The 25,529-nt window shown below is 24.4% G+C and carries 25 protein-coding genes; 10 read left to right on the forward strand and 15 right to left on the reverse strand.

What is annotated here, in order from left to right:
- Positions 1–29 precede the first annotated feature (29 nt).
- The gene (locus tag N9R85_RS00095; RefSeq protein ID WP_262858055.1) at positions 30–1,586 is read left to right on the forward strand and encodes an MATE family efflux transporter; all 1,557 of its coding nucleotides are present in this window, start codon (positions 30–32) and stop codon (positions 1,584–1,586) included.
- A 71-nt stretch (positions 1,587–1,657) separates the two neighbouring features.
- Complete coding sequence (locus N9R85_RS00100; protein WP_262858056.1) at positions 1,658–2,668, forward strand: Cof-type HAD-IIB family hydrolase; 1,011 nt, start codon at positions 1,658–1,660, stop codon at positions 2,666–2,668.
- A gap of 14 nt (positions 2,669–2,682) precedes the next feature.
- On the opposite strand, the gene N9R85_RS00105 is transcribed toward N9R85_RS00100, so the two are convergent.
- Both N9R85_RS00105 and N9R85_RS00110 read right to left on the reverse strand, forming a co-directional pair.
- The gene (locus N9R85_RS00105) at positions 2,683–3,912 is read right to left on the reverse strand and encodes an ECF transporter S component (RefSeq protein WP_262858057.1); all 1,230 of its coding nucleotides are present in this window, start codon (positions 3,910–3,912) and stop codon (positions 2,683–2,685) included.
- A 24-nt stretch (positions 3,913–3,936) separates the two neighbouring features.
- Positions 3,937–4,383, reverse strand: coding sequence for a hypothetical protein (locus N9R85_RS00110; RefSeq protein WP_262858058.1), 447 nt, complete (start codon positions 4,381–4,383; stop codon positions 3,937–3,939).
- A gap of 98 nt (positions 4,384–4,481) precedes the next feature.
- Between N9R85_RS00110 and efp the strand changes: the two genes are divergently transcribed.
- Genes efp through N9R85_RS00135 form a run of 5 tightly spaced genes read left to right on the forward strand, consistent with a single transcriptional unit; the run spans position 4,482 to position 7,721 of the window.
- Entirely contained in the window at positions 4,482–5,045 is a 564-nt protein-coding gene (gene efp / locus N9R85_RS00115; protein WP_262858059.1) for an elongation factor P, read from the forward strand.
- The gene (locus tag N9R85_RS00120; protein ID WP_205851817.1) at positions 5,045–5,353 is read left to right on the forward strand and encodes an MMB_0454 family protein; all 309 of its coding nucleotides are present in this window, start codon (positions 5,045–5,047) and stop codon (positions 5,351–5,353) included. The genes efp and N9R85_RS00120 overlap by 1 nt, the downstream gene beginning before the upstream one ends.
- 6 nt (positions 5,354–5,359) lie before the next feature.
- On the forward strand, positions 5,360–5,686 hold the full coding sequence (locus N9R85_RS00125; RefSeq protein ID WP_262858060.1) for a hypothetical protein: 327 nt from the start codon (positions 5,360–5,362) through the stop codon (positions 5,684–5,686).
- A 12-nt stretch (positions 5,687–5,698) separates the two neighbouring features.
- A complete protein-coding gene (locus tag N9R85_RS00130; RefSeq protein ID WP_262858061.1) occupies positions 5,699–6,679 on the forward strand; it encodes an MAGa3780 family membrane protein in 981 nt (326 codons plus the stop codon).
- A gap of 37 nt (positions 6,680–6,716) precedes the next feature.
- Positions 6,717–7,721 (forward strand): nicotinate phosphoribosyltransferase, encoded by a 1,005-nt coding sequence (locus N9R85_RS00135; protein ID WP_262858062.1) that lies wholly within the window; start codon positions 6,717–6,719, stop codon positions 7,719–7,721.
- Positions 7,722–7,840: 119 nt separating this feature from the next.
- Here N9R85_RS00135 and rplL read toward each other — a convergent pair whose 3' ends face one another.
- The 4 genes from rplL to N9R85_RS00155 all read right to left on the reverse strand — a co-directional run bounded on the left by rplL (position 7,841) and on the right by N9R85_RS00155 (position 11,734).
- Positions 7,841–8,212 carry a 50S ribosomal protein L7/L12 gene (gene rplL / locus N9R85_RS00140; protein ID WP_205851813.1) on the reverse strand — a complete coding sequence of 124 codons (372 nt, stop codon included), beginning with the start codon at positions 8,210–8,212 and terminating at the stop codon, positions 7,841–7,843.
- Positions 8,213–8,244: 32 nt separating this feature from the next.
- Positions 8,245–8,736 carry a 50S ribosomal protein L10 gene (rplJ, locus tag N9R85_RS00145; RefSeq protein WP_205851812.1) on the reverse strand — a complete coding sequence of 164 codons (492 nt, stop codon included), beginning with the start codon at positions 8,734–8,736 and terminating at the stop codon, positions 8,245–8,247.
- 356 nt (positions 8,737–9,092) lie between these two features.
- The gene (locus N9R85_RS00150; protein ID WP_262858063.1) at positions 9,093–11,204 is read right to left on the reverse strand and encodes a type I restriction-modification system subunit M; all 2,112 of its coding nucleotides are present in this window, start codon (positions 11,202–11,204) and stop codon (positions 9,093–9,095) included.
- A gap of 62 nt (positions 11,205–11,266) precedes the next feature.
- Positions 11,267–11,734, reverse strand: a complete 468-nt coding sequence (locus N9R85_RS00155) for a type I restriction-modification system subunit M N-terminal domain-containing protein (protein ID WP_262858064.1) — start codon at positions 11,732–11,734, stop codon at positions 11,267–11,269.
- A gap of 229 nt (positions 11,735–11,963) precedes the next feature.
- On the opposite strand from N9R85_RS00155, the gene N9R85_RS00160 reads away from it, so the two are divergent.
- The 3 genes from N9R85_RS00160 (at position 11,964) to N9R85_RS00170 (ending at position 14,467) form a co-directional block, all read left to right on the forward strand.
- Positions 11,964–12,791 (forward strand): PTS glucose transporter subunit IIA, encoded by an 828-nt coding sequence (locus N9R85_RS00160; RefSeq protein ID WP_262858065.1) that lies wholly within the window; start codon positions 11,964–11,966, stop codon positions 12,789–12,791.
- A gap of 163 nt (positions 12,792–12,954) precedes the next feature.
- The gene (locus tag N9R85_RS00165) at positions 12,955–13,614 is read left to right on the forward strand and encodes a hypothetical protein (protein ID WP_205851809.1); all 660 of its coding nucleotides are present in this window, start codon (positions 12,955–12,957) and stop codon (positions 13,612–13,614) included.
- Positions 13,607–14,467 (forward strand): MAGa7180 family putative nuclease, encoded by an 861-nt coding sequence (locus N9R85_RS00170; protein WP_262858066.1) that lies wholly within the window; start codon positions 13,607–13,609, stop codon positions 14,465–14,467. Before N9R85_RS00165 ends, N9R85_RS00170 begins: the two co-directional genes overlap by 8 nt.
- 35 nt (positions 14,468–14,502) lie before the next feature.
- On the opposite strand, the gene N9R85_RS00175 is transcribed toward N9R85_RS00170, so the two are convergent.
- From N9R85_RS00175 to N9R85_RS00215, 9 genes are all read right to left on the reverse strand, one after another.
- Positions 14,503–15,252: a pseudouridine synthase gene (locus tag N9R85_RS00175; protein WP_262858067.1), complete on the reverse strand. Its 750-nt coding sequence runs from the start codon at positions 15,250–15,252 to the stop codon at positions 14,503–14,505.
- 2 nt (positions 15,253–15,254) lie between these two features.
- A complete protein-coding gene (locus N9R85_RS00180; protein ID WP_262858068.1) occupies positions 15,255–16,361 on the reverse strand; it encodes a nicotinate-nucleotide adenylyltransferase in 1,107 nt (368 codons plus the stop codon).
- Between the two features lie 12 nt (positions 16,362–16,373).
- Positions 16,374–17,612 carry a Y-family DNA polymerase gene (locus tag N9R85_RS00185; protein ID WP_262858069.1) on the reverse strand — a complete coding sequence of 413 codons (1,239 nt, stop codon included), beginning with the start codon at positions 17,610–17,612 and terminating at the stop codon, positions 16,374–16,376.
- Positions 17,605–18,021: an iron-sulfur cluster assembly scaffold protein gene (locus tag N9R85_RS00190; protein WP_262858070.1), complete on the reverse strand. Its 417-nt coding sequence runs from the start codon at positions 18,019–18,021 to the stop codon at positions 17,605–17,607. Before N9R85_RS00190 ends, N9R85_RS00185 begins: the two co-directional genes overlap by 8 nt.
- On the reverse strand, positions 18,011–19,168 hold the full coding sequence (locus tag N9R85_RS00195) for an aminotransferase class V-fold PLP-dependent enzyme (protein ID WP_262858071.1): 1,158 nt from the start codon (positions 19,166–19,168) through the stop codon (positions 18,011–18,013). The genes N9R85_RS00190 and N9R85_RS00195 overlap by 11 nt, the downstream gene beginning before the upstream one ends.
- 1 nt (position 19,169) lies before the next feature.
- Complete coding sequence (locus tag N9R85_RS00200; RefSeq protein ID WP_262858072.1) at positions 19,170–19,607, reverse strand: hypothetical protein; 438 nt, start codon at positions 19,605–19,607, stop codon at positions 19,170–19,172.
- On the reverse strand, positions 19,608–20,072 hold the full coding sequence (locus N9R85_RS00205) for a transcription antitermination factor NusB (RefSeq protein ID WP_262858073.1): 465 nt from the start codon (positions 20,070–20,072) through the stop codon (positions 19,608–19,610). It lies immediately after the preceding gene.
- A gap of 113 nt (positions 20,073–20,185) precedes the next feature.
- Positions 20,186–21,484, reverse strand: coding sequence for a hypothetical protein (locus tag N9R85_RS00210; protein WP_262858074.1), 1,299 nt, complete (start codon positions 21,482–21,484; stop codon positions 20,186–20,188).
- 102 nt (positions 21,485–21,586) lie between these two features.
- A complete protein-coding gene (locus N9R85_RS00215) occupies positions 21,587–25,462 on the reverse strand; it encodes a hypothetical protein (protein ID WP_262858075.1) in 3,876 nt (1,291 codons plus the stop codon).
- Positions 25,463–25,529: the final 67 nt, after the last annotated feature.

The following is a 25,529-nucleotide window of genomic DNA, read 5'->3' on the forward strand; positions in this document are numbered from 1 at the left end:
ATTAAGTAACAAAAACTTAAATTATAAAAATGTATAGAAACATTCTTAATACATTTTTATCTCACTTTCCATCAAATAAACAAAGATGAATGGTATATTCAAAAATAGCTATACCTATCATTTTTTCGGGTATTATAGTATCTTTAAATGGTTTTATTGATAATTTTATGGTTACCAATATAGAAGGAGGTGTATCGGCTCTTAGTTTTGCAAATGGATATTCTGCTATAATAAGAGGTTTATTAATTAGTATTAATATTGTAGGTACATCTATTTTCGGTCAATATCGAGGGTCCGTTAAACAAGAAGAATCTATACAGGTAGTAAGAGCAAGGTATATTTTATCTTTTGGATTAGCTATTTTATTCTTTGCAGTAATAATGTCTGCGCCAGAATTTTTTATGAGATCGGTCACCAAAGGTGATCCAAATGATATTTCTTATAAAACTGTTGTTAATTTAGGAACAGAATATATTAAAGTAATTTCATTTTCGTGATTAATTACAGGAATTAATTTTTCTACTATTTCTATATTAAGAGAAACTGGAAATGGTGGGGCATCATTTTTTGTTTCTCTTGCTTCATTGTTATCCAATGTAGTTTTCAATTTAATATTAATTCCTAGATTTCAAGTTGTTGGTTCAGCATATGCAACAATTATTTCAGGATTAGTATCAATAGTGTTAGCTTTAATTTTTATACGTTTAAAGACAAGAAAATATTTAATTAATCCTTTTAAAATTTTTAAAGTTTCAAAGGAAATTTGATTACAATTCCTAAAAAGAATGCCAAGTTTTTTACTAAGTTCAACAAATTTTGTTTTTGTTGCGGTTAGAGTTTTTTTATGAGCGGCAGCATTTCCGATTGGTTCTTTAGGTAGTCAACAAAGTTCAAATTACAAACATTGAGGTCTTAGTTCTGGTGACGTATTAGGAATCACTGCTTCATTGACTAATATATTTACAGCAGCATTTGGTGTTGTCGGTTCTAATATAGCTCTATTTGTTGGTCAAAAATTAGGTAATGATGAATTTGAACTAGCAGAAAGAAATGCAAAAGAGCTTAAAGGTTTTCATGTTACATTGGCCTTAACCTTATCTTCTATTTTTGGATTTGTAATAATTTTTATTCCGTTTATGACATTTTTATCAAACGGTATTCAAGAAAATGTTGCGAAAAGTTTAATTGCAGATGGTGTTACTGATGAAAAAATAATTGCTAAAGAAAAACTTTTAGCTTCTTATTATTACTTAAAAGAAGTTCAATTAACATCTATTTCGATTGCTGTATTTAATCCTAGTTGAATTTTCTTTGCAACTAGCGTTAGAATTTTAGAAACAGGTGGTAGAAACAACATTACTGGAATAACAGTTTTTATAACCGGAGTTTTACAAATGGTATGATTAGCTATAATTGCATACTTAATAGTGCCAAATACAATTGATTCTATGCAATACCCGGTAGGTTTCTTTTACTTTATATTCTACTTATCTGATTTAGTAAAAATGTTTATTATCGAGTTTTTATATATTAAATTAGACTGACTAAGAAACATAACAAAAGAGTATAATAATAAAAAATCTTAGTTTATTTCTAAGTTTTTTTATTATAATGTCTTATATTAAATTCATTTTCGATATAAATTTTAAGGGGTCAAATGATAAAACAATTTTATACAAATAACGAAATAATTGATAATAAAATTATTTTGGAAAATTATAAGGATAAATTTCATTTAAAAGTTAATGATTTAATAAGTCTAAAAACAAAATTAACTAATAAAAGAGTTTTTAGCATTGAATCAATTAATTTTAGTGAATCTGATGTCATTTTAGAATTAAAACCTTTCCAAATTAAATTAAATAATATTGATAATTTTTTCTTTGATTTAGACGGTACATTGCTAAACTCTCAAACAGAAATTAATAAAACAAATTTAAATGTACTCAATTCATTAATTGAAAATAATAAGAATATTTTTGTAGCAACAGGAAGACCACCTTTTACAGCTTGAGACATTGTTAAAAATGTTCCTACAAAGCATCCTTTAATTTTTGCTAATGGATCAATCATTTTGAATAACGATTATTCATTATTAAAAACTTTTCACATTCCTAATAAAATAGCTGTACAAATTTATAAAAAATTAATTGAGTTAGAATATGATTTTCTAGTTTATACTCCTGAATTTGTAGCTGGATATAATACTTATAAAACCGATTTTTTCGTGAAGAAAAAATACTTTTCTAGAATTAGAGACGGAGAGTATAAAGAAGGAGATTTCACAAAAGAGGTTAAAGACTGAACTTTTTGTAAATTTTTAGTTTTAAGAGAAAGTAATCCTGTAGAGAAGTGAGAACAAATTTTAAATTTAGAAAAAGAATTCGATGAAATATATGGTGTTGTTTCACAAGAGCCGTTTCTAGATATTATGAGTATAAATGCTACAAAAGGGAATGCTATTAAATATTTACTAGATTTATATGATTTAAGCGTAAATAAAACAATAAGTTTTGGTGACGCAGATAACGATGAATCAATGTTTGAAGTAACTAAATATTCTGGTGTTATGCCAAATGGTATGAAATCTGTTCAAAATACTGCATTATTAACTATGGATAATAATGATTCTGATTGATTATCAAATTTTATAAGCAAAATAAATTAAAAAATAAGTTATCTCTAAAAATAACTTATTTTTTTAACATCTAACAATTTGTTTTCTTTTAAAAATGATAATGGGATGAAAATAGTGTATAAGACAAAAGTATAAACAGGAATAATTATAACTGATCTTAGAACTATTGGATACATTAAAATTAAATAACGGTCTGATAATGTATATGCTTTTCCTAAGAATGTATTTGCAAAAATAATAAACGCGAATGGACCTCAAATTCAACGAGATATAACGATTAATGAAACTATTAAAAAATAAAATAGTATCATATAATTTAATTTAGTTTTTACTTTTTTATTCTTAGTAAAAAGAGCTCAAAAAATCATTATATTGAAGGCTATTAATAAAATTCCTGAGAGTGTAGATAATCCTATCATGGTACCAAATGACAGATAAGATAATCCTAGAAATTCAGATATTTTATAACCCTTTTTAGCTACTTTTGGGTCTCCTGTTTTATATATAAATATAATGATTAATGTTGCAAAAACTAGCATTAAAAAAATATCCATAAAAATGTATGATAATTTTTTATTCTTTTTAAACATTTCAATAAAAATTGATATTGTAAATGTTGAAATTATAGGTACAATCGCATAAACTCAATGGTAAAAACCTATTTTTCCAGAAATAAGTAATCCAAAAAAATCGGCCATAAATGATAATAACGATCCTTTATATCTACCGAAAAAAAAGGCGAATATTATGTAAAAAACGTATTCAAAACTAAAACTTATTGTTCTTGCAATTGTATAATGAGTTATTGTTGTTAAAATGATAAAAAGTCCTAAAAATATACCAGCAAGACTAATTTCTTTAACAGTAAACGATCCATTTCTACGTTTTTTTGCTAATTTGTAATCTATAAAAAATACTTCATCTTCGTATACGGTTCCCACTAAAATAATAAACCTTAATGGTAATGTAAAAACATTACCTATAATCAAATACTTATATTTTCTTAAATATTTATTATTAGTATTTATCTTCGAAAAGACCGAATATTCTAGGTATGATGTATAAATATTAATTATTAATAATAACAAAAATATTGGTCAGATAATTCAAGATAATTGGTTACTATCTTTCAATCCAAAAAAATTATATGTTTCTAAATTTGTAAATGAATTTATAATGGCTCAAATTAAAAAAATGAATGAACTAATTGTAAAAATCAAATTTTTTAAAAATGAGCCTCAAAATTTCTTAATATTATTTCTTTCTATGTTCATCAACTAATTTTAACACAAAAACAATTAGTGTGAATTATATAAATTTTTTTCTACTTCCTTTTTTTGGGGATATACGTATGTTAGTTTTGTAAAGCTATTATCTTGTGTAAAATAAAATTTTACTTTGTCAAGGATTGCGAGCTCGTTTACCTCGCTAACTCTAACATTTTTAAATTGATCATCCAATTCAGACAAAAATTCAAAAAAAGTTGCATTCATTCGATAAAAATTATCAAATAACATTGACATTTCTCATAGCGAATTATGGTCATATAGTTCAATATAATTTTGTTGATCTTCTTTGTTATAATTAAAAATAACTTTTCCTAGTAGTAAGTCATTATCTACACGCATTATAGGTAATAAATATTCTACTTTATCTTTATTATATTCTTCTATTGATTTTTTTAATTTATCTTTTATTTTGTAAAGTTTAAATAACTGTATTTTATCTATTTTTGTATTTTTCATTTTTCCTCCAACTAATATTTAAAAAAAGAATAAAAATGAAACGGAAATAGTAAAAAATAAGTATAATTAATATATTAATTATAAATTAAGGAGTAAATATGGTAAATGTTAATGAATTTAAACCAGGTATTACATTCCAGTTAGATGGAGAAATTTTTATTGTTTTAGAAGCTCAACATTCAAAACAAGGTCGTGGTCAAGCTAATGTTAAAGCAAAAGTAAAAAACCTTAGAAGTGGTTCTACAACTATAAAATCTTTCACTGGTGGAGATAAAGTTAAAAAAGCTCATATAGACAAAAGAAAAATGAGTTTCTTATATTCAGACGGAGAAAATATTATTTTAATGGATGGAGAAACATTTGAACAAATTGAAATTTCAGTGAAATTAGTGGAATGAGAGTTAAACTTTTTAAAAGAAGGTTCAGAAGTTTTAGTTAGAAAATTTGAAGAAGAAGTTCTTGATATTGAACTTCCAGCAAATATCGTTTTAGAAGTTACTTCTGCTCCGGATGCTGTCAAAGGTAATACAACAACAAATCCGCAAAAAAAAGTTATTGTTGAAACTGGTTTTGAACTTGAAACACCTATGTTTATAAAAGAAGGTGATCAAATAATTGTTTCTACAGAAACTGGTAAATACGCCGGAAAAAGCAATAAATAATGAGTTGAATTAATGTTTCATATCATTCTGATCAGGTTTACGTAGTTCAAGAAAGTGCGATAATTGATTGTATAAAATTATGTTTCTTAAATAATAAATTATTAAAATTAATTAATAAACCTAGAATTAGTATTGATTCAAAAAGAAATAATTGTTATATTTTTTTAGATGTAAAAGTAAAATTGAATAGTGAAAAAAAAGTAAATATTATTATTAAAGAATTAACCAAAAATATAGAAACAAGTGTTAAAAAATTAATAAATGTTACTCCTAAAAACATTCAAATTAGATTACTATCATTGTATTAAAATAAAATGAAAAAAAATAAAATAAATGGTGTTGATATTAATTTTGCTATTTTAAGAAATAGGTTTATTAATGATATTGATATCGAAATAAAAAAAGTTGAAAAACTAAAAAAGAAAAAGAAAAGTGATAACAAATATTTAAAAATGTTATCAAATTTGAGATTTCAACTTTATAATAACATCATAAAAAGCGAGGATCTAAGAATCAATTACCTTGCTTTTTTAAAAATAAAAAAAGAATATAACATCAAAAAAATAACTAAGTATATAGTTTTAGCTGGAATTGTATTTATGATTGTAGTTATTTCGATAATACTTTCTACATTTTTGTAAAAAGAGGTACCTATGAGGATAAAAGTTAAATTGCATTTAAGTCAAAAAAGTAAAAATATTTTAACTTTTATTATAGGTATAATATTGATAGTTTTGTATATTTCTACAGTTGTTTGAGAATGAAATGATAGAACTGATGATGTTTGAGATTTTTATCATAAAAATCCAGAAATAATTAGAGAAATTAATAAATTAGCAAATAATGAAAATGATTTTCAAAAACAAAGAATAATATATGAGAATATATTACCAAATGCGGTAAATGATTTATGAGGTGGTAGTACACATTGATTTACATTTATGTCTAATGTATTAATGGCGGTTTCTATTTTGTTATTACCTTTTTATCATAAATCTTTAATTGCGCATAAAATTTATTTTTCAAGCATGATATATATCATTATCGTTGTCATCGTTTTTTGATCAGGGACAATAACAGACTCTACCATCTTAGGTTATATGAGTAAAAATGATATTTACAGAACTATTATATGACACGTTATTGGTCCATTAATTGGTTTATCAACATTGTGATGAGAGCGTAAAAAAATTAAAATTAGTAATAAAACTATATGGGTGACTTTTGTGTTCCCGGTTTTATATCTTATATTTGCTAGCACAATTTATTTTGTTTCATACAAATATAATAATTTTAATAGTTTAGTTAAATTACCTCCGCTATCATCAAATAATTTTCCAAACGATGTTCCACAGAGGTTTAATAGAGAAATAGATCGTGGTATTGCTATATATTCTATAATTTCTTTTCAACATCCGCTTGGATATAGAGGATCTAATATTTATTTCAAGGTTATAAATATTATTTTGATTGTTCTATTTTCATTCTTAACATCCCCGATTATAGGGTTCATATTACGTAGAGTACTTAGAATTAGACAACCACACGAAAATAATTTACCTAAAGTTTGGTTTGTATCTCCAACTTCTTACAAAGGTATAAAAAAACAAACTAAGGAAGAAAATAAAAAATAGTTACTCTTAAGTAACTTATTTTTAGAAAAGGAAAAAAATGAATAAAAACAAAAAATATGTTGCTAGTTATTTTCATAAAACCGCACATATATTAGCAAAAGAGAAACCAAACAATGTTATTGTTATGCAATTTTTTCAAAGAAAAGATGATTCTATTTTAGCTGGAATTGATGAAGTTTTAGAATTTTTGAAGCATAATACTGATGTTTCTAAATATAAAATAAAATATCTACCAGAAGGTTCAAAAATAAATAGTTTAGATGTTGTTTTAGAACTTGAAGGACATTATCAAGATTTTGGTATTTGAGAAGGGGTTATTGATGGTATTTTATCAAGAAGTACCTCAATAGCAACAAATGGATATAAAGTAAAAAAAGCTGCTAAAAATAAAGATGTTATTTTTATGGGTGATAGAGCTGATCATTATATAAACCAAGAAATAGATGGTAAGGCAATTAAAATAGGCGGAATAAAAATAGTTTCTACATTAGCTCAAAAAGAATGATGTGACCAAGGAGAGTTTACGGTTTTTGGTAGTATGCCACATGTGCTAATTCAAGGTTTCAACGGAGATGTTGTTGAGGCTACTAGAGCATTTATAAAACATTATCCCGAAACTAAAATAATATCTTTAGTTGATTATCATAATGATATTATAAAAGATTCTCTGAGAATTTGAGAAGCTTTCGGGGATAAAGTGTGAGGTGTTAGAATTGATACTTCACAAAATATGGTTGATCATATGTTCGATAATAGAGAACCTCATTACGGAGTAAATCCGACACAAATTATTAATCTAAGAAAAGCTCTTGACAAAGCAGGCGCAACACAGTATAAAATTGTTGTTTCTTCAGGTTTTAACGAAACGAAAATAAAAGAGTTTGAAGATTTAAAAGTACCGGTTGATTATTATGGTGTAGGACAATCAATTTTTAAACTTAACAATTCTTTTTCTGCTGACGCTACTATTTTAAACGGCAAACATCAAGCTAAAGAAGGTAGAAAATATCGTCCTACTTTTAATTTAATTGAATTTAACTAACAATATAATAAAAATGGAGATTTAATTAATTTCCATTTTTATTATATTAAAATTAAGTTTTTAATAAAAAATATAACTCAATAATAAAGAGTTATATTTAAATGATTTATCAAATGAAATTATTCAACTGAAACTTCAGCACCTGCTTCAGCTAATGCTGCACGAATAGGTTCAGCTTCGTCTGCGCTAATGTTTTCTTTAATAACAGCTGGTAAGTTGTCAACAACTTTTTTTGCTTCCATTAATGTTAATCCAAGAACTGCTTGAACCGCTTTAATAACTGGGATTTTTTTACCGTTATCTGCTTTTAAAACAACTTTAACGCTTGATTTTTCTTCAGCACCACCTTCTGCTGGAGCAGCAGCAACTGCCATAGCAGCCATAGGGTCGATTCCAAATTCTTCTTTCATTGCTTCAACAAGTTCCATAACTTCTTTAATTGACATTTCTTTTAATGATTCGATAAATGTTTCTTTTGTTAATTTTGCCATAATATTTTTCCTTTCAATTTTAAATTATTATATTATTCTGATTTTTCACTATACATTTTAAGTGATAATCCAAGTTGTTGTAATGGTTGCATCATTGAACGTGCAAGAATAGCAAGTGCTTCTTCGTATGTTGGAAGAGTAGCAACAACTTTAACACCATCGGCGTTAACAACATTGCCTTCGTGTGTTCCTGCTTTAATTACAAATAATTTGTGTTTCTTAGCGAAAGCAACAAATAATTTTGCAGCAGCCATAGGATCTTCTGAAAATGCAAAAATGTTAGGTCCAAGTAAATATTGTGATAAATCACCTAAACCAACTTTTTCTGCAGCTATTTTAAATAAACGGTTTTTGTAAACTTTAACTTCTACACCAACCTTAGCAGCTTCATTTCTTAATGATTCTAATTCTGCAACTGTAAGTCCACGGTATTCAGCGAATACTATTGATTGTGTGCTTTGAATTTTATCAACGATTTCAGCAACAACTTCTCTTTTAGCTGTTTTAAATTTTGATTCTGACATTTATGCCCCCTTTCAAAATTAATTATTGCAATACGGGAACAAATAGTAAGTAAATATACATTAGGTAACATATTTAAGTTTTCACAGTTACTGTCTTTACGTATTGCTTTTTAATTATATTAGATTTTTTAATAAATAAAAATAAATATTTTCAAAATTATTTTTATATTTTGTTATTTAAAATCTAATATAAAAAGAGTAAATTTTAAAGAAAAAATAAAATTTAATAATATTTATTTATTATATTTGATAATACTTTTTTAAGTAAGTGTTTGTTATTTAATGTTTAATTAATGAATTTTAAAATTTACAAAAAATGATATGAACATTCATTTGTCCGTATCATTTTTAATTTACTATTTATCTTCTAATATTTTTATAAATTCACTTAATGCAATATTATCAGTTTCACTACCATTTAATTCTTTTAATAATGAAGCTAATTCATTTTGAGATTCTCTGATGGATTTATTAATATCTTCAAGAGTTTCACTATATTTATTATTTAATGTATTTAATTTAGAAATAAATTCATCAATTATTTCATTAGATTGATTTTTAATTTTAATAAATGAGTCACTAGTTCATTTAAAGAATAAAGTTTCTATTAATTCATCATTTGAAAGTGATAATAATTTTTCTCAAGTTTGTTTTACTAATAGTTCTTTTAATGTTTGTAATTCTTGTTTTGCACTTTTTTCGCCGTTTTTAGCTATTTTAAGTTCATTTTTAGTGCTTGTTATTGTTTCGTCAGTTTTATTATCATCAGAATCTTCATCTTGCTTTAATTCGTTATTTAATTCAGTTATTTTACTTTTTAATGAATTAAGTTCGTCTTGCAGTTTTTGAATTTTTTCGTATTGATCATTAAAATAAACTTTTGCTATTGTTTTATAGTCTAATAATTGAATATCTCATTCTTTAATTTCTTTTGTTTTCTTTTTATTTTTGCTTGTTTCTTGTTCTAATTCGTTTTCGTTTAATATTTCTACATATTCTTTTATGAAGTTGTTAGGTATATTTTCTTCAAACGAATTGATTTTTTCTATATCATTTGAAATTAAGTCAATTATATTATGCAATAATTGATAGAATTGATATTTTTCTAGTAACGGAATTTGAATTTCGTCGCTAAAGAAAAAATTATTGAACTCTTCTTCGAATGTTTTTGAGTTAAACTTCTCTAAGTTGCTAATATCTTTTATGTTATTTCTTAAAAAGAAATCTATTTTATTTAAAACAAAATTATAGACATTTACATATTTTGTTATATCTTGGCTACTTCATATTGTTTCACTAATATTATCAATATCTTTAAAATGATAATATTTTTCTTGTTTTTGAGATTTTACAAATAATTTATCTTTCAAATTAGGAAACACTTTTCAATATTCATTAAATTTATTTATTTCTTCTTGTGAAATACCACCATTTATAATTGAATATAAGTCATATTCTTCTGGTTTTTCAAAATTATCGATATATCTAGAAATATTTAAATTAAAATCATTTTCTTCAATTTCTTTATAACTTACTATTCTAGAAAAATTATCAACCTCTGTTTTATTATTTACAGCATGTGCAATCTTTTTAATGTGAGATATGTTAAATTTATTTTGACTATCAAATTTAATATATTCTTTTGAAGCATCAACAAACTGAATACTTCCTTTTGAATTATTATTTTTCTTTAAAATCATAATAATGGTTGATATACCTGTATTGAAAAACATATTTGAAGGAAGACCAATTATAGTATCAATAGCAAATTCTTTTGCTAATTTAGTTCTAATTTCTTTTTCGCTACCGCCTCTAAATAAAACACCGTGAGGTAAAACAATAGCCATAATTCCGTCGTTTTCTAAATGATAATATGAATGTAACAAGAAAGCAAAATCAGCTTTACTTTTAGGAGCAACGCCGTATGACGAAAAACGAGGATCAGTATTTGTGTTATCGTCAGGTTTTCATTCTTGTGAATAAGGAGGGTTAGAAACTACTGCATCAACTTTTTGAGGCTCTCTAATACTTGGATCATTATTCTTTTTAAAAGGTCAATCCTCTAACAATGTATCTCCACGTCTAACTTTAATTAACGAAGGTTGTATTCCATTCATAATTAAATTCATACGAGTTGACACATAAGCAGCATCCATTTTATCTTGGGCATAATAAGTTACTTTATCTTTACTGTTTGTTATTCTTTCGAATTCTTTACCTAAATTTAATAGTAAAGAACCTGTACCAGATGTTGGGTCGTATATTGTTATTTTTTCTTTATTTTTTATGTGATTCCCAATTATTTCAGACATTAAAACAGAAACTTCATGAGGAGTATAAAATTCACCATCGTTTTTCCCTGATCCGGTCGCAAATTTACCTAATAAATATTCATAAATATGTCCAATGACGTCATAATTTTGTCCATCGACTGGTATTTCGTTAATTATTTCCATTAATTGTATCATTGTTGATGTTTGTTTTTTATCATTTTCTATATTTGATTTATCTAGTGTTACAAGAATTATTCTTAATAAACCTTTATAAAGTTCTTAAATTGTTGGTTATTACTTTTATTTACTACATCATCAAAACTAATTATTGCCTTTCTTAATACTTCTATGTTAAAGCTAAAAGGTGAGTTTTTATCGTTTCCATATTTAATTCATGTTTGAAATAAATATTTAAATGGTATATAATACCCCATTTCACTAATAGATATTTCTTCGATATTTTCAATAATTTCTTTTGTAAAACCGTTCTTTGGAGTTTTGTTTGTTTTTGGATCTAAATATTCAGGATCTAGTTCGTTCATTTGGTCGAATGTAATTCCTTCGTTTTCGTTAACAAAATCTATTACTTTTTGAGATAAAAATTTGTAAAAAATTAACGGTAGAATTATATATTTATAATCTTCTGTATTGTAATTATTTCTTAATTTATTTGCAGAATTTCAAATTTTAGCCGACAACTCTTTTTTATTGACTCTTTTTTTCATTTGTTCTCCTTTTTAAAATATAAATTATAATTATAAAATATTTTTATAATAATTGTTCTTTTTTAGTTTTTTTATTGTGTTTATTCCATTTATTAAATGACTATATAAAAACTTAATCTTATTTTTGTTTAAAATAATTTAATTTAATGTAAAAATTAAGTCAATTTTTGGTAAAATATCATAAATGTAACACTTAAACAAATATTTTTATAATAAGAAGGTAGGAAATATGTCAAATTTAAACAAATGACTTGAACTTTTAGAGTCAAAAAATGTAGAACATGCACCACAAGAAGTTCAGGAATTAACAGATGCTATTGGTGGTATTAAAAATATAGTATCTTTCAATAATAGTGTTTCTCAGTTAAGATACGATCTTAGAAATCCATCATTGGTTAATGAAGAATTATTAAAAAAGCTTGGAGCAAAAAAAGTAAATTTATTTGCAGAACAAAAATATATTCAAGTTGAAATGGGTGATATTGTTGAAACAATTAATAAAGTAATTAAAAAATACGCTTCAGTTATTGTTGATAACTCTGAACACAATTTAACTACAACAACAAATAGCGTTGATGTAAAGGGACAAAAAGTGTCAAAAGAGATGGAAGTGATTGCTCCATTATCCGGAAAAGTAGTTTCTCTAGAATCTTTAAAAGATGGTGTATTTTCAAATGGTTTAGTTGGTAATGGTTTAGCAATTAAAATGGAAGGTAATTCAAAAGTTGAGTTATTAGCACCTTTCAATGGTAGAATCACAAGTATGCCTGCATCAAAAACTCAATTTATTTTTAAAACAAATTGCGATGTTGAACTAATTGTTTTAATTGGTCAAGATAGTTACAAATTAGATGGTTTAGGAATAGAAGGAAAAGTTGCTCTTAACGAAGAAGTTAAAGCAGGAGATACATTATTTGTAGTAGATTTAGAAAAATTTACAAACGAAAAAATTGATAAAACATTAATCATTTCAACAACAAGTGATTCAAGACTTAAAAAAGTTACAGAGACAGAAGAATTAGCAGTTTCTGGTAAAAAATTATTTAAATTAAGCTAATAAAAAAATTTATTAAAACTCGTAATAGTTTATATTAGTAAACTTATTACTGAGTTTTTATTTACGCAATATTTCATTAAATTACTTAATTTTCAAGTTGCTAAATGAAATTTATATATAATATTAAAAATACAATTTAAAAAACAACCAAAGGAGACGATGTATGAAAGCAAAACAACATGTAATAATTTTAATTAACGGCAAAAGAAGAAGTGGTAAAGGAATTTTAAGTCAAGGTCTTAAAAAATTATTAACAAAACAATTTGAAGATAATATTCACATACTTTCTTTTGCTGAACCTATCAAAAAGATTACAGAACCAATTTTAGATGAAATTGAATGAGATAAAAAAGACAAAGAAGTTGTTAGACCGCTTTGAATAGCAATGGGTGAAGTTGGAAGAAATATTAACAATAACATTTGATGTGGGCGCGTTTTTGAACGTATCACTGAAATAGCAGAACAATCTGCTAAAGAAAATAAAAATAGTTTATTTATTATTGATGATCTTCGTTTTCCTAATGAATTAGATTATTTCAAAAAACACTTAAAAGATATTCAACAAATAATAGACCCCACTAAAGAAAAGCATTTAGCTAGAGTCATAGCAATTAGAATTGAAAAATTTATGGATGCAAACAAATTTATTCCTGGAGTTGATGATAATTCAACGGAAATTAGTTTTGATAAACTTGTTAACTTAGTTTTTGATTATATAGTACCTCAAAACACATTAATTAATGAAGAATTGGTTGCTGATTTCAAGGGTGTTGAAGTGGTTGCTAAATTATTAGTGGAGAATTATATTAAAAATAATGGCTAGACAATATTTTAATAAAAAACATTATGTTATAGACGAAGAAAAAAGAGTTGTGATATTATTGCCCGAATTTTATAATCAATTAAAAACCTTTGATAAATGAAAAGGTTATAAAAAAATAGGTGGTAGTAGTGTAGGAGATATTTTAACTCCCGGAAGATTTAAATCAGAATTTAATGCATTTTGCCATATTACTAGATTAAAAATTCCTGTATTATCCAAAAAATATATAAATGCAGGTACAATATTAGAATCAAAGATTTTTGATGTATTTAGAAATTCTCCTCAAGTTAAAAAAAGAGGAATTACTATCGAAAATTATGTTGCTTCGGAACATGATTATGATTATTTTAAAAATGTAGATGATGTTCTTAGTGGTGTTCCTGATGGTTTTGACCCTATAAATAAAGTTATTTACGAAGTTAAAACTGCTGGCGAAGCTAAAAAAGAAAAATGAGATAATGAAGGTGTAGATCCTTCGTATTTAAAACAAGCTCAACTATATACATATCTAATGTCTAAAAAAATAGGTCAAAATGTTGATTATTATTCTATTTTAGTTGCGTTTTTATCAGATGAAAAAGGTGATTATTTAGACCCTGCTAATGTAGATTTAAATCAGCGTTATATGAAAGTGTATTCAAGAAAAGTAAATAAAGTTGAAGTTGAAGATGATATTAGAATCGTTCGTGAATGATATAAAAAATATACAAATACAGATACATCGCCACAATTTGATTTTTCTAATGATGCAGATCAATTAGATTTTTTAAGATGTGAAAATCAAGAACAATATCAAGAGTTAATTAAAAAGTGAAAAGATTCAGGTAAAGCAGACCCTGATTTTATAGGGTAAATCAATTAAAAAATTAGCAAAAAGTTGCTAATTTTTTAATTATCTTTCTTTTTATCAGTTTTTAATAATTTTTCTTCTTGTAATCTTACAAGGTTCTTTAAATCTTTAATTTCTTTTGGTTTTAGCGGGCGATAATAACCTAGAGGTAATTTTTCAACTGTTATTCCAGCGTATTCTAATCTTTTTAAATTTATAACCATTTTATTTACTGTTTCAAATAATTTTTTAACATGATGATAAGTTCCTAAACTAAGTACAACGAAATAACTTTTCGGACTATCTTCACCTACAGGTATAACATCTTGAACACTCTTAGTATTATTTACTTTTACAATACCATTTAATTTTTTTAATTCTTTTGGTGTCAATTTCTCATTTAATCTAGCTCTATAAACTCTTAATATTTGATATTTTGGATGAGTTAATTTATTAGCCAAATCTCCGTCATTTGTTAAAATTAAAGCTCCTGTTGTATCATAATCTAGCCTACCTACAGGAAATATTTTGTATGGAGTATCAATTAAATCCGTTACTTTTTTTCTATTGAAATTATCTTTAAGTGTGGATACTGTTTTAGGTGGTTTATTTAGAATAAAATAAACTTTTTCTTCTTCACTTTCAATTGGTACATTATTAACTAATATTTCATCATTAAAAGATGCTTTATCCCCTAATTTTGCAACTATTCCATTTACTTTAACTTTTCCGTTAGTAATTAATTTTTCGGCCTCTCTACGAGATGCAACCCCGGCTTTGGAGAGTATTTTTTGTAAACGTTCTTCCATATTTATTTTTCTCCCTTTATGTATTTTTGATAAATTAACTCAGTTTCTTTATCAAAAATCACACCTTTATCAATATTCCATTGATAAGTAATTTTTATCACTTCTCTAAAAGCTTGATCTAAATTTTCATAAGCTAATTTTTTTATTCTTTGCACACCTTTAAAATGAACTATAGAATTTACTTTATCAGATAATACAATTATTTTATCTAATGTATTCATATCTTCTCTCATACTTGTATGATATTTTATGGAATTTAATATTTCTAAATCTTCTATTCCATAAACATACTTAGCTCATAAATATCCGCAAACTTGATGTAAAAAGTGTTCCGGAGTGTCGATTAATTCTGGTTCTGTTATTTTAATAAAATTTCTTGAGTTTTCTACACTTCATTCTTTTGCGATATCGTGTAAAATACCCGCTTTATACGCTTTAAGGGCGCTTACACCATTTAATTTAGCTATTTCTGCAGCAAAATTAGCTGTTAAACTTGAATGTTTAGCTCTGCGTGCTGAAAGTGAATTATGTATTATTTCAAATAAGTACAATCCTTTTTCTTGTATGTAGTTGATTACTTTAGGATCTAGATAAGAAAAAACTTTATTATTTTCTATTATTGAGAAACCTTTTTTAAAATCAGTAGAAGAATAATCGTATAATTTATTGTTTAACAAAATTCCATTATATCTTTTAAGATTAAGTTTATTGATGTTTTTATCTCTACGTGCCGCAACTATTTTAGTTAATGTTGAAATAGTTTCTATATCTTTTCATTTATTTAATTTAGGTAAATTATCTGATCCTATAATTAAATATAACTCATCATTTTTATATTTATTTTTTAAATATTTAACAGTGTCTATTGTATAACTGATATTATTTCTTTTCGCTTCAAATAAGCAAAGTTCCATTTTATCTTCTAAAACCAAATTAATCATATTTATTTTATCTTCGGTTTTAACACCACTTTTATTTTTAAAAGGTGATTGATAAGTTGGAACTATTAATAATTTATCTAGACCAAGTTCACTTATCGCATCTTTTGCTATTTGTATATGACCTTTATGTATTGGGTCAAAACTACCCCCGTAAATACCAATTTTCATATTTCTCCTTGATTATTTTTTAAAAATACTATGTGATATTAAATTTATCTCGTGATTAATTTTAATTTTTTCTTTTTTACTTAATTCTGATAATTTAAAAACGTTTGTACTTTTTATTTTTTTATTTACTTGAGCAATTATGCTTTCTACTTTTTCTTTTTGCTCATCGACTTTTTTTGTTTCTCCTAAAAGAGAAAAATGATTATAAATACTATCTTTATCAACTAATTTAGATACCCTAATTCCAATTCCTTTTATATTATTCAAATCTATATTTTTATCAATTAATTTTTTAATATGTTTATATATTTCGTTTGAATCATTAGTAGGGGGTATGTTTTTATTATAAGCTTTTCATTTTTTGTTATAGTCTCTAATTACTAAAGATAAATTTTTAGCTAATAAGAATTCTTCTTTTAATCTATTACTAATATTAAATGCAATTTTATTTACTTTATCTAAAATTTCGATTTCATCATACTCATATTCAAAGGTTATTTCGTTCCCCATAACTTTGTTTTGCTCTATTCCAAAGTTTAAATCACTATTTTTTTCTATATCTAAACTATCTAAATATTTATAAGCTGTAGTTTTGAAAACTTGTAATAATTCAAAATCGTTTTTTTCTTTTTTTGCTAAATCACCAATAGTAAAAATATTTATTTGTCTAAGTTTATTTGCTATTTTAGATCCGATACCGTGAAATTTCTCAATATCTAATGCGAAAAAACTTTCTTTATAATTATTTTCGTCTGTATAACCAATACCAAAAGGTTTTGAAATATTAGTAGTCATTTTAGCGTAAAACTTATTTAAAGATATTCCTATGGTTATTGGTATATCAAATTTTTCTAAAATAGTTATTTGAATTTTTTTTGCATAATTAATTGCTTGTTCTTTATTTTTTAAAATAATGTTCGGAACAATATAACACTCATCAATTGACGCCACTTCAATTTTGGTTGAAAAATTGTTTTTTAAATATTTAAAAATTTTATTAGACAAATATTGATATAACCTAAAATACGGTTTTTCAATTATTGTTTTAGGTTCGATTGCTAAAATTTCATAAACTTTAGAACCTGCTTTTACTCCTAATTTTTTTAATTCATAACTAATCGAAACCGCAACAGAATGTTTTTCAGATCTAGCTATAGCTATTGGTTTATTTTTTAAATTTGGTTTAATAGTTCTTATCGCACTAACAAAATATGAATCAAAATCTATATGAAAAATATATTTATTATTCATTTTCTAAGAAATATTTAGGTGTTAATAATGCACACACCACTCTATTCAAGTGAGTTTTAGTATTAAAAAATACTCATAAATCACCAAGCGAATTAATTTGTTCGTCACTAAGTTGCTCTTGGTTTACAAATTTTTCAAATAAAAGTGTTAGTTCTTTGATTTCGTTTAATGATAAACCTTTTATTTTATCTAAAAATATATCTGTAGAAGCCATAAACACAGCACAACCATGGCCATTAAAACGAACATCCACTAGTTTATCATCCTCTCATTCTGTTTGAATATTTAATTTATCTGAACATGTTGTGCTAAAACAAGTTTGAAATTCTCCTTGTAATTCTGTTTTATTGTTAGGTTTAGTATAATGAGACATAATCAATTCTCTAGCTATATTAGGATTAAAACGCATAAAAATCGCCTCCATTTTTCAATGTTTCTATTAATTTATCAATATCTTCATAATTGTTATATATTGCTAACGAAATCCTTAAATATGAATATTCTTGTTTTATATTTCTTAAATACGGAGCGCAAAAGATCCCTGCAATAGTATAAATTTGTTTAGAACCTAAATAAGTGGCTACATCTTGAGAATTTATTCCTTTAACATTTATTAAAGCAATATAGTCTCCGGGCTTTGAAAATACTTCTATTTTTTCTAATTTAGATAGTTCCTCGTGTAAGTAAATAGATAGTTTTTTTAAAATTTCTTGTGTTCTTTGGTATCCTATTTCATTAAAAAAATCCAAAGATTTATTAAACATATACATACCTGCAATATCCGGTGTTCCAGGTTCGAAAGCAGCTATAGTCTTCTTAAGAGTTCATGTTGTATCTGTGTTAATATCATCGATAGCACCACCACCAAATTTAACAGGCTTCATTTGTTTTAATAATTCTGTTTTGACTGCTAAAACACCCAATCCAGTTGGTCCGTAAAATTTATTTGTACTAAATGCTATTGCGTCAGAAAAAGAAAAAGAAACTTTTTGATGAGCTATCGCTTGTGCAGCGTCATTAAATAAATATGCATTCTTTTCTTTAACTAATTTATAAATGTTATTTAAATCAAAATTTTGATTAAAATTATTAGTTTCTTGTGCTAATGAAACAATTTTTAAATTAGGGGTATTATTGATATCATCAATCAAGTTTTCGCTAAATTTAATTATCGCACCACTTTGTTTAGATATTTCAATTCATGGAATTATATTTGAAGAATGATTAAATGAACTTAATAAAATAACTTCATTTTTTTTAATTAATTGACTAAACATTCTAACAAAAATATTAATAGATTCAGTTGTACCACTTGTAAAAATTATTTCTGAATCTTCAGCGTCGAGTAAGTTTGCTACTTTATTTCTAACATTTATTATTGTTTGATTAATTTCATTCCCTAAAGGTGTGTCGGCAGTTCTCGATGAAATAGATTTATTTGTATAATATTCAGTGATTGCATTAGTTGCTATAGCAGGTTTTAATACGAGTGCCGCACTATCAAAATATGTAATATTTTTTAAAATAGGAAATTGTTTTCTAATATCATTATTCATATTAAATAACCTTTCTCAAAAGTTTTATTAAGTATTTATTATAATTTTTGATTTTTTTAAATTCATCCAAAAAATTATAATAATAATGTCTTTTTTGATGATTAAACTCAACTTCATCAACTTCTTTATTAATTATTTTTAATAAACTAAATTTTTGTAATTTTCATTTTTTAAAATATGCATGATAAAAAACAAATTTATAAAAATTATTAATCATTATTTTTTTATTTTTATCTAAATTATCCTTAAAGGTTATTTTTTCGAAAAAATTGACAATGAACTCCTCAATGTTATCTCACTTTTTGTTATTTAAAAATTTAAGAACTTGATTTAATTCAATTTTTTCGATTAAATTCATTTCTTTGAAAATTAAAAAAGTGTAATTTATTGTTTTATTTCATGAATTAATAAATAATTTATTTCAAAATCATTGCATCATTTAGTTTTGTTCGTTCTTTGTTTTATTTTCGATTAGTAAAATAGCCTTATAAAAATTTTCTAATATTCCATTTACAAGATTTTTTTTATCTTTATTTTGTTCACCATCTTCGAGTGGATAGTACATTTTGGTAATTTCTATAGCTTCATTAAAAACTATTTTAGGTTGTATTATTTTAAATTCGCTTGCAGCATTTATTAAAATAGCTCTTATCAAAGGGTCAATTCTATTTCATGATCAATTTTCATTTAATAGACGATTAAAAATGTTTTTGCTAAATATATATGAATTTTCAATTCTTCTTAAAGTTTTTAATTGTTCATTATTTAGATTAAATTCTTGTTTTATTTCTTCTAAACTAATTTTTTCGCCTAATAATTCATATTTATATAAAACCGAAATAACTTCAATCCTTAATTCTCTACGTGTTTTATTTTTTTTATTTTTAAAAATTTCTACTTCCATGTATACTCCTAAGTCTAATTATTTTATAATTATATCAAAAATACGCATATTTTACCATATAAACTCATTTTTATAAAAATTTAAGTATAAAAAAGTATTTACTTAGAAATACTTTATTTTTTATCTATCTTGTATTTACTATACGAAATCAAACATACATTAATAAATAGAATAACTGTAAAAATACTAAAACTAATTTTAAAGTTAAAAAATCTGTAAAAAATTGTTAAGACAACTATTATCAAAGAATAAACTATAATTCTAATCGATAATGCGTATGCATTTTGCTTATTGTAATCTTTCTTACTAAAGTTTTGATAAATTATATTATTTGATGTCGGTTCGGTGTAAGAATTAAAAAAGTTTTGAAAACCACTTAAACTAAAAAAACCTACCAATAATAATGTGTTATTTTTTGAAAAAAATAAAACAAATATAAAAACAAAATGTAAAACAAAGATAATTCACATTAACAAGTGAAATATTTTATTACTCTTAATTTTATATTTAAATTTAGATAAAATTAAAAGTAATATAGTGCTTATTAGACCGGAGCTATATAGTATAAACCTATATAAATATCCATATTTTTCAATTTCAAAGTCTTTTATTTCTTTTAAAAATTGAATAATACCAGCTTGCCTTGGATATAAAAATAATTGAATTATCATCATCGAACTAATTGCGAAAATTCAAACATGAGTATTGTTTTCTTTCTCTAGTTGTTTTTTAGTATTTTGTTTCGTAAATTCGGTTGCTATCTTTTTTTGCTGTATCAATAAGTAAATTAAATCAGATAAAATGAATGCTACTAAATTAAAAATCATTATATACTTAAACTCAACATATTTTTCAATTAAAAAGCCTAAAATTGGTGACAAAAAGGTTGCTGATCCATATGCTAATATGTTAAGTATGTTGAAAGAATGTAATGTATTACTATCAATGCTTGAATAATAAACAATATTTTTTGTAGCAATGAGTCTTATACCGTCAGAAAATGCATAAACTGTATTTACAATAAAAATACCTATTAGTAGTATAGTTATATTATCTATAAAAATATTAGATATCAATAATATTAATAAAAATAATATTGAACCAAAATCAGCTATAAAAATTAATTGTTTAGGGCTAAATTTTTTAGCTAAATTTGGTCCTAAAAAGTATATAATGACAGAAGGTAGTTGTATCATTAAATAAAATAATGATACAAATCAATCATTATGTATATTTGCAGCTATAAAAATTGAAGAATTAAATCTAAAAGTTATTGTTGCTAAAATTGATAAAAACATTCCTAGAGTATATTTTAATTTATTAAAACTTATATCTTTATCATTTAATGAGTCTTTATGTGGTTTCATTTTATCTACAAAATTAGTTTGTAGATAATTTATATTATTATTCATCAGAACTTCCTTTAATTCTATATTTTATACCTTTTATAAGGTAAATATAATTTTTTAATAAAAAATACAAAACAGCATAATTGATAGCTGTTTTGTATTTTATTAATTATTATCATCAAAAATATTTTTGTACTTTGTTGGATATAAATATGATAATTTTTTATTTATTGAACGAAAAGTTCCTGGATTATAAATGGTATCATCATTTCCGAAGTAAGAGTATTTTTGTGTATCAACAAAAATAAAATTATTTATCTTGTTAGCTGTTCCTTGTTTCACTAAACCTAATAAATCTCCGTTGTAATCATATATTGCAGAACCAGAAGAACCACTATATAGGTCGAAATATTCAACCTCGGAATAAACTGCACCATTAAATGATTTAGAAACATTTGTTGGTGAACTAAAATGCACTTTAATAGAATTTACACCATATAAATATTCTCTATATCTTGAAGCTTGTACATCACCGTATGGATTTAGTGTTGGAACTTTTGGTATAGAACTAATATATGCATTTAAATTTGTAAATGAATTTATATATCTAGATAATTTAGAAATTTTGAGAGGTTTTAAATTTTTAAAATTTAAAACATGATTTATTGCATTTTTTTCTTGTATAGTTAAAACCTTTCCATCAATAGGTTGCGATAAATCTTTACCTTCGAATTTTTTAAAAATAGGTTCAAAATCTACAATTGCTATTAATAAATCAGCACGATTTTTTTCTTGTTCCATGTAAGATGTATCAGCGTAATTTTTGTAATTTTCATTTTCAGGTGTTCTAGTTTGCTCAATTCCCATGTTATTTTTAAATTTATCAAATATATTTTTGTTATTATTAGTAAAATCCACTATCATTTCGTACTTAATAGCTTGATTTTTATCAGAAAAATCAAAATTATATGCATTCCCGTTTACATCTATATTATCAATGTTTTCGGGCTTATAATAAACCGGTTGATTTTTATTTTCAACATTTTTTGACATTAAAGTAGGTGCTAAAAATTCACCTTTTGCAATTGATAAAACTTCGTTACCACTTTTGCTTTTTGATATTGTAGCCATATTTGCATTTTCAGACCTTAACGTTACTCAAACGTGATAATTAGAGAAAGTTCAAAAACGATAATCATTTGGGTCGTCATTTACTTTAGCAAAAATATTTCATGTACCATCCGATTTATTAGAAAGTGAATATGCACGACTTCTACCTTCTTGTATACCTTTTGAAACATCTTCTTTAAATAAACGTTTTGAAATTTCTTCAGGTTTTGGAGAATCAACTAGATGATTTTCGATGTTTCTAACTCTTACATACTCATTCTCACCTTTTTCTTCTTTTTTAAGTTCCTTTTCTTTTAGTTCATATGTGTCATTATATGCTGTAGCGCTAGTTTGTATTGATAATTCATCTAACTTTTCGTTTTCTTTAAAACTTAAAGCTTTTGTTTGGCTAGTTTTAGGTTGTATTCAATAAACAAATAAATCTGCTGTATTTAAATAAATAGAACGGTTAGATGATGAATTATGTTCTCAAGTTGTATTATTTAAAGTTACATCATTATTTCTTGTTTTTATTTTTAATTTTAATATGTTGTTATCTGATAGTTCTAAATTAAAACTAACCAATGATCTTATTTTAGAAGCTATATTTGATTGAAAATTATTATTTTCAGAACTTAAGTTATACATAAAATCAACATCATTTATAACTTTGTCATTCAATATATTTTTATATGATACAGGTATAGTTACTCTTGAGTTAACATCATTAAATTCACTTCAATGTAATGCGTTTTGAGGATTTGGATTAAATTCAAATGTTATTCAAAAAATCACATCTTCATTTGGTATTTGATTTAAATTTACTATCGAATTTAAATCTTTTGTTATTATTGCTAAGTCTTTTTCTTTAGTAATTTTGAAAGGTTGTTTAGCTAAATAATCTCTTGTTTTAAATCAATGTAAGGATTGTTCGACATTATTTTTAATGATTTTATAATCTACAAACTCTGAACCTGATGGTTTTTGTCTATTTTTATACAAACTTTTTAAGTTATGGACTTCATAATTATAGTTTATTAAAGTAGATAAATTATTGATAGAAAAAGGTACTTTATTTTTGTTGGTTTGATTATTCTCGAATAATTCTTTTTTGTTTAAGTTTAAATTAGAAAAATCAACATTATTTCTTTCAGATGCATCTAAATTATTATATAACTGGTCACTTAACTTTTCATCATTATTTCAATTGAAATTAAAGTTAAAATATGAGTTTGTATTATAGTTAATTTTATCAATTACATTTATATATTCATCGTTTGAAACTATATCTAATGAACTTAATTTATATTGTATTTGTTCTTGTAAACCATTTAAATTAAATTTTCATAATTTATCGAAAGGAACATAAACTCTTTTAATTTTTTGAACCCTATTTTTGTCATCAAATTTTTCGTGTTCATTTTCTATTACTTTTTCTCCGGGTCCAAATAAACTTTCTGTTGTGTGAGATTTTTCTTGATACACCTTTTGTTTTGCTTCAAAAGTTAAAACAAAAATTTTATCTTTTAAGTATATCAATTTATCTTCATCTCAATTTAATGAAATTGATCCAAAAATATTTTTATTACTTTCATCTTTGTAAAGATTAAAATTATTAATTTCTAAATTTTTAATTGGTGTATCAACAATTATATTTTTACCATTTAAAGATATTAAATAATTTTTATTATTTGTCTCAAGTGCAGTAACTACATATTTAGATATTCTTTTGTCTAAATCAGAATTATTGATGACCAATTTGTTTCCTTGTTCCAAATTAGCATTAACTCATTTTGATCAATTTTTGTTTTCATTTCAGCTTTTTATTAAGATTCTTGGGTTATTTATACTTATATTAAAATCGTTATTTAAAGTAAATTTTGTATTATTTCCAGAACGCTCTATTTCACTAAAATTAAGTTCAGATTCATAAGTTATATTTTCATCTTCTTTTTGAGTTGTATCATTAGATTGATTGTTTAATTCATCAAAATACTTTTTATATGATTCATTAAATTTCAACGATTCTTTTGTTAATTCAACAATATTTTTTATACCTTCATCATTTGCGCTAAATTCATTTGCACTTTGTAAGCTTCTATATGAAACTCTATCTGAGTCTTTTTTATTTGATAAATGCGAACTTTTGGTACTGTCGACTTTTTCGCTTTCAATTTCTTCATCATTTGAAACAATATTTTTTGTTCTAAAAGTAAAATTATATTTTTCTGTATTTAAATTATTAACAGTATCTCCATTTTCTATTCTAATTTCTTCAATTTGATATTCAGTATTTTCGCTTAAATCATTAAATTTAAAAGTAACTTCTAAAATGTTATTATTTTTACTTGCAACATTTCCTAAGACAAAATTATTATTTTTTAATTTTCCAAATATTTTTGAGTTATTTTGATAAATTACTTGATAATTTTCAATTTTTAAATTGTAAATTGCACTATCTGTTGTAAATTGAGATTCCAACTGGTCCACTTTTAATAGTTGATAATTTACATTATTATCTTTATTACTTTCTCCCTCGATGGGTTGTTCTTTTTCAGGTGTTGATTCACCGGTGTTCACATCTTCATTTTTTGAGTTTTTTTCAATATCATCAGTTGCTTTGTTATCATCAGTTTGAGTTGTATTATCTTCACCATCATTTTCGCTTGAGGATTTTTTATCATTAGATGTTTCTGTTTTTTCTTCATCAACATTATTGTTATTAGAGTTATTATTTTTGTTTAAGATATCAGGAATATTATCCATATTATCTTGGACAACATCATCTTTTTGATTTTGTTTAGATATATTTTGATCATTAGAATTAGTTTTGCTTGGTTTGCTATACTTATTATTTGTAGAACACGCAACCACGGAAAACATTACCAATGAACTTAAAGGGATTATTGTTAAAAGTTTTATTTTTTTCATTTTTTTACCTTTCAAATTAATGTTTTTATTTTACTACTTTTATTTTTATATGTTTAAATATAGCTAA

This window comes from Mycoplasma sp. CSL7503-lung (genome assembly GCF_025515455.1).
Taxonomy (GTDB): Bacteria; Bacillota_I; Bacilli_A; order Mycoplasmatales; family Metamycoplasmataceae; genus Mycoplasmopsis.